Annotated in this window: 9 protein-coding genes; 7 read left to right on the forward strand and 2 right to left on the reverse strand. The window is 57.4% G+C overall.

The annotated features are described in order from the left end of the window. Positions 1–14 precede the first annotated feature (14 nt). The 5 genes from ABIZ35_RS04510 to ABIZ35_RS04530 all read left to right on the forward strand — a co-directional run bounded on the left by ABIZ35_RS04510 (position 15) and on the right by ABIZ35_RS04530 (position 7,093). Positions 15–1,352 (forward strand): extracellular solute-binding protein, encoded by a 1,338-nt coding sequence (locus tag ABIZ35_RS04510; RefSeq protein WP_348218673.1) that lies wholly within the window; start codon positions 15–17, stop codon positions 1,350–1,352. Beyond that, the gene (locus ABIZ35_RS04515) at positions 1,349–2,332 is read left to right on the forward strand and encodes a sugar ABC transporter permease (protein WP_348218674.1); all 984 of its coding nucleotides are present in this window, start codon (positions 1,349–1,351) and stop codon (positions 2,330–2,332) included. The genes ABIZ35_RS04510 and ABIZ35_RS04515 overlap by 4 nt, the downstream gene beginning before the upstream one ends. Next, positions 2,329–3,162 carry a carbohydrate ABC transporter permease gene (locus ABIZ35_RS04520; protein ID WP_348218675.1) on the forward strand — a complete coding sequence of 278 codons (834 nt, stop codon included), beginning with the start codon at positions 2,329–2,331 and terminating at the stop codon, positions 3,160–3,162. Before ABIZ35_RS04515 ends, ABIZ35_RS04520 begins: the two co-directional genes overlap by 4 nt. 289 nt (positions 3,163–3,451) lie before the next feature. Next, positions 3,452–4,789 carry a glycoside hydrolase family 43 protein gene (locus ABIZ35_RS04525; protein WP_348218676.1) on the forward strand — a complete coding sequence of 446 codons (1,338 nt, stop codon included), beginning with the start codon at positions 3,452–3,454 and terminating at the stop codon, positions 4,787–4,789. Positions 4,790–5,275: 486 nt separating this feature from the next. Beyond that, positions 5,276–7,093 carry a glycoside hydrolase family 97 catalytic domain-containing protein gene (locus tag ABIZ35_RS04530; protein WP_348218677.1) on the forward strand — a complete coding sequence of 606 codons (1,818 nt, stop codon included), beginning with the start codon at positions 5,276–5,278 and terminating at the stop codon, positions 7,091–7,093. Positions 7,094–7,100: 7 nt separating this feature from the next. On the opposite strand, the gene ABIZ35_RS04535 is transcribed toward ABIZ35_RS04530, so the two are convergent. Further along, complete coding sequence (locus ABIZ35_RS04535; RefSeq protein WP_348218678.1) at positions 7,101–7,892, reverse strand: AraC family transcriptional regulator; 792 nt, start codon at positions 7,890–7,892, stop codon at positions 7,101–7,103. 68 nt (positions 7,893–7,960) lie between these two features. On the opposite strand from ABIZ35_RS04535, the gene ABIZ35_RS04540 reads away from it, so the two are divergent. Next, positions 7,961–10,876, forward strand: a complete 2,916-nt coding sequence (locus tag ABIZ35_RS04540; protein ID WP_348218679.1) for a TIM-barrel domain-containing protein — start codon at positions 7,961–7,963, stop codon at positions 10,874–10,876. A gap of 14 nt (positions 10,877–10,890) precedes the next feature. On the opposite strand, the gene ABIZ35_RS04545 is transcribed toward ABIZ35_RS04540, so the two are convergent. Then, a complete protein-coding gene (locus tag ABIZ35_RS04545; RefSeq protein ID WP_348218680.1) occupies positions 10,891–11,904 on the reverse strand; it encodes a LacI family DNA-binding transcriptional regulator in 1,014 nt (337 codons plus the stop codon). 164 nt (positions 11,905–12,068) lie between these two features. On the opposite strand from ABIZ35_RS04545, the gene ABIZ35_RS04550 reads away from it, so the two are divergent. After that, positions 12,069–12,908: a phytanoyl-CoA dioxygenase family protein gene (locus ABIZ35_RS04550; protein ID WP_348218681.1), complete on the forward strand. Its 840-nt coding sequence runs from the start codon at positions 12,069–12,071 to the stop codon at positions 12,906–12,908. The last annotated feature ends 28 nt before the right edge of the window (positions 12,909–12,936 follow it).

Raw genomic sequence — 12,936 nt, forward strand, 5'->3', positions numbered from 1 at the left:
TCGAGCTAAGCGCCATGAAATCATTTCCTTTCGGAAACGCCACACTCTGTATTCTGCTGCTCACCCTTCTGTCGGGGCTATGGATCGCCGTCCAGCCGGCTCCGCAAAGGCCCGTGACGCTGACTTACTGGGTCTTCGCGCGGCCGCACTACGATGCGTACCGCCGGGTGATTCCTCAATTCGAGCGAGATCATCCCGGCGTGACCGTGGATCTTCAGCTGGTCTCCAACAGCGCGCTGGCGACGCGCTTACAAGCAGCTTTTCAAGCGGATCTCGACGTTCCCGACCTGTGCGAACTGGAGATCGGCAGCGCGGGAACCATGTTTCGCGGGCCGCTCAAGGATGTCGGCTTCATCAACCTGAAACCGCGTTTGGAGCAGAGCGGCCTCTATGACCGTATCGTACGCGCACGCTTCGCTCCCTACACGAGCCGAGGGGAGATCTTCGGCATGCCGCACGACGTCCATCCCGTGCAGATCGCGTACCGCCGGGACCTCTTTGAAAAGTACGGCGTCGATCCCGGCAAAATCCAAACCTGGGACGACTTTATCGCGGCGGGACGCAAAATCACGATCCCGGGCAAGCAGTATATGATTGAGCTGTCGGACAGCGACAGCGTCAGCCTGGAGTCGTTTCTGCTGCAGCGCGGCGGCGGTTATTTTGATTCCGCCGGCAACGTGATTCTGGACAATGAGGCCGCTGTGAAGACAATGGAGTTCTATGTTCCGCTGGTCGCGGGACCTCATAAGATCGGCAACACCGTGGGAGACATGTATGGCGCTCAGTTCGGCAAGGCGCTGGAGGATGGATACGAGATGAGCTTCCTTTGTCCCGACTGGCGCAGCCGAATGGTCGAGGATAATTATGGACGGCTGTCGGGAAAAATGGCGCTGATGCCGCTGCCGGCTGTCGCGCTCGGTGGGACGCGCACCACCACCTGGGGAGGAACCATGGTCGGAATCACAAAGCGTTGTCATAATCCGGATCTCGCCTGGGCGCTTGTCCAGTACCTCTATACCGACAAAGCGCAGCTGGCGCAGCGTTTCTCGGATACAAATATCCTTCCGCCACTGGAAGCCGCCTGGAAACAGCCCGCGTTTCAGCGGCCCAATCCATTCTGGAGCGGTCAGAGGCTGGGCGCTTCGTATGTCGAGCTCGCGCCGCAAGTTCCGCCGCGCTTTACCGCTCCTGAAATCGATACCGCGCAGGCAAAGCTGAGCGAGGCGCTGGTCACTTGCGCGGCTTACTATAATCGGCATGGCGGCGACTCGGGATTCGACCCATTCGTACGCTCGACCCTGCGTCAGTGCGCCGACCGTGTTCGCGCCGTCAAAGCGAGGAACCCCTATTGAGCGCAACGATCAACCCCGCGCCTTCAAAAGCGCCGCCGGACGCCAAAACGCCGTCGAGGACAACGATCCACCGCCCGAAGGCCAGCTGGTTCTCCGCACAGTACAAATTGGCGCCCTACGTCTTTGTCTCGCCGTTTATTCTGCTCTTCGCGATCTTTGGCGTCTATCCGATCGTGAAGAGCATACTGCTCGCGTTTTATGCGACCAATGGACCCAAGAATCAGGTCTTTGTGGGGCTCAGCAATTTCCATTATATGTTCCATGACCCGGATTTCTGGACGGCGGTCACCAACACGGGGACGTTTGCGCTGTGGTCCGTGTTTCTGCAGCTGCCGCTGTCGCTGGGACTGGCGCTCCTGCTCAACCAGAAATGGCTGCGCGGTCAGAACTTTCTGAGGCTGGCGTTTTTTTCTCCCAACCTGCTGGGCCAGGTGTTCGTCGGCGTCCTGTTCTCTCAGCTCTTCATGGTGCATTACGGCCTGGTGAACCGCATCCTGAACGCTCTGGCGCCCGGCGTCTTTTCGCTCGACACCAAGTGGCTCAGCGATCCGACATATGTAATGCCCGCGATCGTCCTGACCTCGCTCTGGCTGTACTGCGGCTTTAACATGATCTACTTTCTCGCCGGGCTGCAGGCGGTGGACCGCGAGCTTTATGAAGCGGCGCTGGTGGACGGCGCGGGACCATGGCGCCAGTTTCTGCATATCACCCTGCCAGGCATCAAGCCGATTGCGGTGTTTGTGCTGGTCACCAGCACGATCGGTTCTTTCCAGCTATTTGAACTGCCCTATCTCCTGCTGGGCGGCGCTGGCCCGAAGAACTCCGGTCTCACGGTCGTGATGTATCTTTATCAAAATGGATTTCAGACGGGCGATCTGGGATACGCGTCCGCCGTTGGCTGGACACTGGCGATCGGTGTGCTGTTCATCAGCCTCATTCAGATGAGGATTACCGGAGCGTGGAAAGGAACGAAGGGATGAGCAAATCGATAGGATCGAATTTCGCCCGCGTGATGATCGCAATGCTGCTGATCGTATGCGCGTTGATCACCCTGACCCCAATTGTTTGGCTGGTGGCGGCGACACTGAAGAATCCGGACGACATCTTTCACTACACGTTTTTCCCGCCGATCCGCGCGCTGACTCTGGACAACTTTCGCGATCTGTTCCATCTGACGCATTTTGGACGCTTCATGGTGAACAGCGTATTCACGACTGGCGCGACGGTCCTGGTGCAGCTCTTCTTTTCTTCCCTGGCCGGTTTTGCGCTTGCCAAGTACGAGTTCAAGGGAAAATCCGCCGTGACGGGCCTGATGCTGGCCACGCTGATGCTGCCCGCCTCCGTGACAATGGCGCCGCTCTACGACTTACTGTATCATATGCATATGGTCGATCAATACGCCGGTATCATCGTGCCTGGCGCAGTGAGCGTATTCGGCATCTTTCTGTTCCGCCAGGCGATCGTGCAAGTGCCGGACGAACTCCTGCAGGCGGCGCGCCTCGACGGCTGTTCGGAGTTTCGCATCTACTGGGATATCGTCATGCCGGTCTCCCGGCCGATGATCGGGGCGTTTTGCCTCATGAGCTTCATGGGCGCCTGGAACAGTTTCTTATGGCCGCAGATTATCCTGCACCACGACAATCTGTTTACCGTACCGATCGGCCTCAACCAGTTACTCGGCGTATATAGCTCCAAGTATGGAATGCTGATGGCCGGAACACTGGTGGGCGTACTCCCGGTGGCGGCCCTATTTATGCTCCTGCAAAAAGAGTTCGTGGCGGGACTGACCAGCGGAGCGGTGAAGGGATAATTCCCGACACAGGCCAACTTCCATCGATGAGCGCACCAGCCGCATCTTAGGCGAACACCACCTTCTCCCCAGCGGTCCCGCCCTTCGTCATCTGGCGGGACCGCCCAATGAGAACAGTTCAAGTTCTCAGACTTCTCAAAAATAAAGCAAGAAGTTGGACGATTGTGCAAAAGATCACGGACATCGTGCATTGTGCGTCTTCGCGCTATATTTGTATAATAATGCATCAATTCGAAAGAAAGACGGCGCCACGAAAAATTGATGACCTGCTTTAGAGAGCGATAATCCCATGAACCGTTATTTAAAATCTCTTGTCGTCGCCGTTGTTCTTTCCACGCAAGGAATTCCAACTTGTTTTGCGGACAACCCAGTCGTACAGACCAGTTTTACCGCCGACCCTGCTCCAATGGTGTACAAAAACACCGTCTACCTCTACACAAGCCATGATGAAGACGACGCCAAAGGGTGGTCGTTCAAGATGTTTGATTGGAAATGCTATACGACAACAGACATGGCGAACTGGACAGATCATGGAACGATCGCTTCTCTGGGTACATTCAAATGGGCGGGCTACAACGCGTGGGCTCCTCAGTGCATCCCCAGGAACGGTAAGTTCTACCTGTACTGCCCAGTGGGAATGCAGAACGGAGATATGGTGATCGGAGTCGCGGTTTCCGATACTCCTTATGGTCCGTTTACTGATCCTCTCGGCAAACCGCTCGTCTCAGACATGAAAAGTATCATCGACCCCACGGTGTTCATCGACGATGACGGCCAGTCCTATTTATACTGGGGCAATCCCGATCCCTATTACGTGAAGCTAAACGCGGACATGATCTCCTTCTCGGACTCCCCGGTCAAGGTGGACACGAGACCAGCGAATTATCAGGAAGGCCCCTGGGTTTATAAGCGCAAAGGCCACTACTATTTGGCCTACGCCTCAACCTGCTGTCCCGAAGGCATCGGATACGCCATGAGCGACAGCCCCATCGGCCCATGGACATACAAGGGAATAGTCATGGACCCGAACCGATTGTCTTCGGGAAACCATCCGGGGATCATCGATTACAAAGGAAATTCGTATGTGTTTGGATTCAATTACGCCCTGAACAACGCGCTGACGCCCGAACACAACGAACGGCGTTCGGTTTGCGTCGAAAAGTTTGCCTATAACCCGGATGGAACCATTCCCAACGTTCCGTGGTGGAGCGCGGCCGGGCCGCCTCAGATTGGCGTGCTGAACCCATATGTCCGGAATGAGGCGGAAACGATCTGCTGGGAATCGGGCGTGAAAACAGAAGCTTGCAGCGAAGGCGGTATGGATGTCTGCAATATCGGAACAGGAAGCTATATCAAAGTCAAAGGCGTCGATTTCGGCGCCGGCGCAAAAGCGTTCGACGCCAGAGTAGCCTCGGCGGCCGAAGGGGGGAATATTGAGATCCGCCTCGACAGCCCCGCCGGAGATCTGGTGGGCGTCTGCGCCGTTTCCAAGACCGGAGGCTGGCAGACCTGGAGCACAAAGTCCTGTGCGATTGCCAAAGCCAAAGGAGTGCATGACCTCTACTTCCGATTTACGGGCGGGGCCGGTCCTCTTGTCAATATCAACTGGTGGAAATTCCAACGCTAGAAGCCGGACCAGTCAGTGATCGCTTCGAGGGTAATCATACGCGATCCTTGGGTAACGACTATAGTCCAAATGGATACCGTTGATGCGGTCCGTCCTCATCACCTTCAATATCATGCACAGGAAAGAGCATATATTGACTTACTGCCGATCCGATAACGTACAGGCGTTCAGTTGATTAGTTCAATTAACTGGTCATAAGAAGCACCGCAGCGCAGAACGTTGAGCTTGCCCGTTGTTGAATCGACAGTAAGTCAATACGATAACGGATTTGTCCATATTTTATGCGATTTCGTGAATTGAATTTTCTGATACCGTTCCTCTATAATTGTGATTAGCACACCGCGCGCCTCGAATCCATAAATTTGTTCTGCTGGCGATAGCTTTTCTTGGCGGGAGCGTCTTGTTATGATAGAGAGGGTTTCATTAGTGTTGACAAGCGCATTTTCAAATCGGCTCCGGCAAACTTTAGGAGCCATCTCAATCCTTGTGTCGATATCGTCGGCGTCCGCTTGGGCGGCATCGCCGGTCTCCGTGGCCAGTCCCAACGGCAAAATCCATATTGAAATAGAGACGGACGCCAATGGCCGGCTCCTGTGGTCCGTTCGTCGCCAAAGTCGCACAGTGCTGTCGCCAGCGCACCTGGGCCTTACAATCGATGGTAAGGACTTGGGGGAGAACGTTACACTGGGAAAACCGCGCATCCGTGTCATAAACCAGACATATCCCATATTTGGAAACCATTCCAAGGCTGCCGATCATTCCCAGGAAGCCATCGTTCCCGCCGAAAGCGGCGGGGTGAAATATGAAGTACAGGTGCGGGCGTTCAATGATGGGGCAGCGGTCCGATTGCATGCCGGTCTCGATGACGCGTCCCACACCATCTCAGGAGAGACAATCGCTTTAGCGCCTCCCCAAAACGCTTCTTACTGGTGGGCGGGTTATGATTACAGCTATGAGAGCGCGTACCAACCCGGCCCATTGGCCTCCCTCCCCTCGCAAGCTCCTGTGTCTCCCCCGTTGACGTTGAAGGATCGTGATCTTTATATCTCTCTGACGGACGCCGACAATGAATCCTTTCCAGACATGGCGCTTTCACGTGACGGCGATGTTTTCAAAACCTGCTTTCCAGCTTCCCCCAATGGTTGGCGACAGAATGGACCTGTCACCACTCCCTGGTCTGTCGCCATTATCTCTCAGGACCTCAATGGGCTGGTCAACAGCGACATCGTAACCAATCTCTGTCCTCCCCCATCACCCGAACTCGCACGAGCGAATTGGATTCGTCCTGGAAAATCGCTATGGCAGTGGTGGAGCATCGGCGCTCCTCACCTGGACGATCAGAAACAGTGGGTCGATGCAGCCAAGACGTTGGGTTTTGAGTATTATATGATCGATGAGGGCTGGTCATCGTGGAGCGCCCCCGGAAAGGACGCATGGCAGTGCCTCAAAGAGGTGATCGACTACGGTAAGTCACAAGGCGTGAGATGCCTGGTGTGGGTAAACTCCGGAGACATCTGGGCCGCTGGGGCGCGGCGCGCCTACCTGGAGAAGATTGCCGCCACCGGCGCCGCCGGCATCAAGATCGACTTTTTTCCGCCATGCACAGCAGAAGTCACGCGCTGGTATGAAGACGCTCTCAAGGATACGGCCGATCTCCATTTGCTGTGCAACTTTCATGGAGCCGTCAAGCCTACTGGCCTCCGGCGCACTTGGCCGCACGAATTGACACGGGAAGCGGTCCGTGGCCTTGAGTACCAGATGACTCGATACCGCCGCGTGCTTCCCGCCGAACATGATGAGATCCTTCCGTTCACCCGGTTCGTCGCCGGTCCGGCGGACTACACGCCCACCACATTCGACCCGCACGAACTGGTCAGCGGTTACACCTGGGGACATATGCTGGCCCAGTCCGTTGTCATGACATCGCCGCTTCTGCATTTTGGCGGCGGCTACAAAGACTTCATCGGCAATCCGGCGGAGAACTTCCTGCGTCATTTGCCGAGCACATGGGATGAAACGATTGTGCTGCCTGGAAGCGAAATCGGCAAAATCGCAGGATTTGCGCGTCGGCGCGGCCGAGACTGGTACATCGGCGTGCTCAACGGAGCGGACGCCGCTACGATGAAGGTGGACCTTGCGTTCCTGGGCAAAGGCCGCTGGCGTGCGGAGGTTTTTGGCGACGACTCCGCCGCCACGGCGGCTTTTCGCAGGGAAAGCAAATCAGTCACATCCAAAGATGCGATCACTGCCTTAATGAGCCCGCGCGGCGGCGCCGTCGTTTGGATTACGAAGCAAGTTCCATAAGCACATTCTACTCGGAACAAACCGCCACCTCACGCTCGAACGCTTTACGCAAAGCGCCGGGGCTCGCCCCCGTGGCGGCCTTGATGTGGCGGCTGAGGTGGCTGGCCGAGTGAAAGCCGGACCGATCGGCGATCGCTTCGAGGGTCATGGGGGAATGGTGCAGCAGCCCCAGCGCATGGCGCAGGCGAACCCCCAGCAGGTAGTCCGGCGGAGACTGGCCGCGCAGTTGACAGAAATGGGAGTACAGCGACGAGCGTGAGACGCCGATCTCGGCGGCAAGCGCTCCCATGGTGATCTTCAGACGGTACCGCTCCTCCATCAACTGCATCGCCTCCGCCACCAGCCTCTGTCCCGATGTCAGTTCCTGCTCCTCCCGTGCTCGCTGCAGCAGGATATCCAGCTCGGCGGTCAGCAGGAGCCGCATCCGATCGCTCCCATTGTCTACCCCCTGAAACTCACGGTAAAGCGCCTCACAGACGCGGCTAATACTCTGGCGGCGATCGTCGTGGCATAGCCTGGGCCATTGCGGCGCATGCGTGGCGTCGAAATGCAGGTAGATCAGCTCATAATGCGCCGAATAAATATCGGCGTGATCGACCCCGGGCGAATGAACGATGATCATCCCCGGGCTCATCGTGAAGAGAGCGCCGCCTTGCCGCGTCTTCACATGTCCCGCGCGCTGGTAGATCACCTCCCACATGTCGTGGTGATGCAGCGGGAAGTCGGAACAGCCGTCGTGGATGCCTGCATATCGCAGGCTTATTGGACAATCATGCAAAAAACTATCGAGGCGATGCATTGTGCATTCTAGACCAATCCCTTACAATAGTGCAATAGTTTAGACCGCGCGGTGAGAAATATAAACGCATGAATCCCAAAATCCATTTCCCCCTTTTGTTAACCCTTGCCCTAGCCGGGCAGACCGCCGGCGCGGCGCCGCTGGCCGGCGTCAACGCCATGGGCCAGCTTGTCCCGGCGGGCAAGGCCGCTCCCGCCGGGCAGGGCTTCGCGTACGCAAAACTGCAGTGCGGCGTCCAAATCCAGGTGAACGGCGTGACGAAGAATATCCTCTTCTACGGCTCGGGCATCGTGCGCGTGAACGCTAATCTTGGCCGGACTTACACCGCGCAGCCAAGCCTTGTCGTCGTGAAGCCGCCAACGCCAACGCCGTTTACGGTCACGCAGTCGGCGGACGCGCTAAAAATTGCTTCCGTGGCGCTGCACATCCTGGTGGATAAGAAGACTGGAGCGCTGACCTTTTTGCGGCCGAACGGAACAATCATCACGCGTGAGGATGCGTCTCGTCCGGCGGAAATCAAAGAAGTCACGATCTCGGACGCGCCGACTTATGAGGTGAAGCAGACCTTCACTCTCTCCCCAAACGAATCGCTGTACGGCCTCGGCCAATATAACCAGCGCTATATGGACTACCGGGGCAAGGAAGTGCTGCTGGTGCAGACCAACATCGGAAGCGTCGTCCCCCTGCTCGTCTCGACTCGTCGCTACGGCGTGATGTGGGATATCTACTCCAAAAGCATCTTCAAGGATGACGCTCAGGGCGCCTCCTTCTGGGCGGAAAGCGCGCCGGCGGGCGTGGATTACTACTTCATCGCCGGGCAGGACATGGACGGCGTCATTCGCGGTTATCGCAATCTCACGGGAAGAGCGCCGATGTTCCCCAAATCGGCGTACGGCCTCTGGATGAGCAAGGAGCGTTATCAGACTCAGCAGCGCCTGATCGACGTCACGCGAAATTTCCGAAAAGACGGCTTCCCGCTTGACAACATCGTTCAGGACTGGCAGTACTGGGGAGGAGCCGATGGAACGTGGAGCGGCATGACATGGGATAAAACGCGCTATCCCGATCCCGTCGCTCTGACAAAGACTTTGCATAACGACCTGCACGTCAAGCTCATGAACTCGATCTGGCCCTCCGTCGGCAACGATACGGCGCTGGCGCATGAACTGGACGCCCATGGGCTGCGCCACGAACCACTGCACTGGATCTCCAAAAAAGCCCGCATCTACGACGCCTACAGCCCCGAAGGACGAGCGATCTACTTCAAACACATCAAAAAGGGACTGCTCGACGCCGGCGTGGACGCGCTGTGGATGGACGGCACCGAGGTAGAGGTCGGCGGCGCCTGTCACGATCCGCAAGCCGTGGAAGCGGATATCAAGAGATTGGGGAAGAATGCGCTGGGCGACTACACGCGCTATCTGAATACCTACACCCTGGTCACCACCAAGGGAACCTACGAAGGCCAGCGCGCCACGAGCAACAAGCGAGTCTTCACGCTGACCCGCTCCTCGTTTACCGGGCAGCAGCGCTACGCCGCCCTGCCCTGGTCGGGCGACACCACGGCCAGCTGGGAGACTCTGCGAAGCCAGATTTCCGGCGGCGTAAACATCGCCATGGCCGGTCAGCCGTACTGGACACAAGACACTGGCGGCTTTTTCGTGAACTATCCGGGCGGTGAGAACAACCCGGAATACCGTGAGCTTTACGCCCGCTGGAATCAGTTCGGCGCGTTTAACCCGATCTATCGTATCCACGGAACCAATATTGAGCGAGAGCCTTATCTGTTTCACAAATCGGACCTGGAGACGTATAATTCCCTTCTGGACGCCGCCAAGCTGCGCTATCGCTTGATGCCGTATATCTACAGCCTGGCTTGGCAGAGCACGAGCCAGGGTGGGACGATTATGCGCGGCCTGCCGATGGACTTTCCTGACGACCGCGCGGCGCGCAAAATCGACGACCAGTTCCTCTTCGGCCGATCGTTCCTCGTGCATCCCATCACGCGCGCCATGTACCACGCTCCCGCGCCGCCGCCAAGCACGATTCCCACCGAGGCGCTCACCACTCCCGACGGACGCCCCGGTCTGGCCGTCCAGTATTTCTCCGGACGAAACTTTGAACAGGCGGCGGGGAAAACAATCGACGCCACGGTGGATCATCAGTGGCCTGGCCCGCCCCTCGCCGATCCGCCTCCCGGCCTGACGGGATTCAACGATTTTTCGGCGCGCTGGGAAGGCTTCATCACGATGCCGGAGGACGGCGAATACGAAATCGGCGGTGAAGGCGATGACGGCATCCGCATGTGGCTCGACGACAAGCAGATTGTGGACGATTGGAGCGAACACGCCATGCGCTGGGTTGGACAAAAGCTGTCTTTCCACAAGGGGCAAAAAGTGGCCGTGAAGATCGAATATTTCCAGGGTGGGCTGGAGCGCGGAGTCCGTCTCGGCTGGCGAACGCCCAGCCAGATCGCCGGAGCCGTCTCGTCCTCGAAGATCGATAACGTCACCGGAACTTACCTGCCGCGCGGCGCGAGCTGGGTGGATTTCTGGACGAACCAGCGGTTCGCGGGCGGACAAACGGTCAAAAAGGCCGTCCCTCTCAACCTGATTCCGCTTTATATCCGCGCCGGCTCCATCGTTCCGATGGGCCCAGTGATGCAGTACGCCACGGAAAAGCCGGGCGCGCCTTATGAGATCCGCGTCTATCCCGGCGCCGACGCTCGGTTCACCCTCTATGAAGACGACAACGAGACATACAACTACGAAAAAGGCCAGTACGCCACCGTCGAATTGATCTGGAGCGACGCCGCCCGGACACTGACCGTCGGCAAGCGCTCCGGCTCATTCCCCGGCATGATCGCATCACGCAAACTCAATATCGTTGTCGCGCGCCCCGGTCAGAATCCGGGCATTGCGGAAGGGCGGTCATCGGCTCGCGCCATCAATTACACAGGCGCCAAATCGGTGGTGAAATTCTAAGGGACACAGTTGCGTCAAGTAGTCCCGCCGATACGGAGCGCGCCGGGAATGACTGTTTGTTCGGGGATATCCCCGCCGCGCACGCGCTCGATCAGTAGGCCCACGCATGTCTCCGCAATCTGTTCCCAGTCGACCACGACAGTTGTGAGCAGTCGGTTTTCAGGAAATTCAGGCCAGGAAAAACCGTCATAACCAGTGAGCGCGACGTCCTCCGGCGCCCGGATTCCCTCCTGAGCGCAAAAGCGCATCACTTGAGCCGCAGAAGCGTCGTGCCAGCAGGCGATCGCGGTGATCCCAGCGGGACCGCCATGAGCGCGAATGATCGCCTCTTCCTCTGGAGTGAGACGGTCGAAACGGTCTGCGGGATTCGTCGCCCGCAAGATCATCCCACGCTCGGCGGCGACCTCCGTAAAGGCCTGAAAACGGGCGGCTTCCGAGTCCAAAAGCTCGACGCCGCGGCGGTACAGCACGAACCGATGCCCGCTGTCGGCCAGATGCTCCGCCAGCAAACGCGCGCCTACGGCGTCATCCGTCACTACTCCGGGAACTCCTGGGTAAGAACTGGCGAACTGAATAGCCGGCTTCGCTGCTTCACCCAGCAATTGGATCAATTCGGCGTCGCGGGGAACCGGCCAGATCACGACCCCATCCGCCTTGTTGCTGCGCAGTTTCATCAGCACTTCGGCTTGGTCCTGCAAATGCAAGCCATTGTAAAGCAAAAGGTGATTGCGAAACGAAGCACAGGCGGATTGCAGACCAAGGAAGATCGTCGGCGCGAATGGATCCATCAGATCGATATAGCCATGGCCGTTATAAAAACCAATCGTGTCGGTGCGCTGCAAGCGAAGCGAGCGAGCAGTGACATCCGGTTGATAGCCTAGATCCGTGGCGGCTTTGAGGATGCGCGCGCGCGTCGTCTGCGAAACGCGCACGGTGGACAGGCTGTTATTCAGCACCGTGGAAACGGCCATTCGGCTCACGCCCGCAAGTTCGGCCACGTCCTTCAATGTGGGAGGGTTCTTGCTCATAGTTACATACTATGATACCCCTGCTCTCACCGCGAATAAGATTGACGATGGATCGTCTTTTCATAGAATTTGATTGACAGATGACTGGAGAGGAACTATAATTAGGAATTGATATATCGATACCAATCTACCGATTGGGGTTAGAAAGAAAAGAGGATGAACTCATGTCCAGCGCAAAGACGGTATTGCCCTCCGCGCCAAATCTTCTCTCGCAAACGCAGATTGACGATTTCATTTCGGACGGCTATATTACTGTCCAAAACGTCTTTTCCGCGAACACTGCGGAGGCGATCCGGGAAGCGCTATGGGATGAACTCACCGCCATCGGGGTAACCCGCCACGACCCTGCAACATGGACAAAGCCTGTCGTGCATTTGACAAAGACCTTTACAGGAGAGCCGTTCGCCAGCGCATGGACTGAGAGGCTATACGCCGCGCTCGACGACGTCATGGGCGTCGGACGTTATCTCGCTCCCGTTGGCCTGGGGTGGTGGCCAGTAAGCTTTCCCAATCTCGATCCGAAGCCGTGGGTCCCGCCGACGATAGGATGGCATATCGACGGTATTCAGTTCCATCACCATATTCACTCACCGGATCAAGGGCTGCTCCCTCTCTTTCTCCTATCGGATATTCAGCCTTACGGCGGAGGCACGGCTGTGAGCGTCGGATCACACCGGACGACCGCACGTATCCTCGCTGAAGCGGAGCCGGATGGATTGAGCGCTCAGGAACTTACGGAGCGTGTCCTGGCGCACCCGATCGCCAACGTGCGAGAACTCACGGGAAAGGCGGGCGATGTGGTCCTCGTCCATCCATTCCTCCTGCATGCGCGCAGTCCAAACACAGGCAATTCTGTTCGCTTCATTTGCAATCCATGCATCCCTTTGCGACAGCCAATGAATTTAGCCCGCGCATACACTCATGAATACAGCCTGGTCGAACTCGCGATTGTACTCGCACTCGCCGATGACGCGGAGATGAGGATATCGACCGGATCACGTTAGCACATTCAGAAAATATTATCGAGGCGTC

The sequence above is a fragment of the Capsulimonas sp. genome (genome assembly GCF_039929585.1).
Taxonomy (GTDB): Bacteria; Armatimonadota; Armatimonadia; order Armatimonadales; family Capsulimonadaceae; genus Capsulimonas.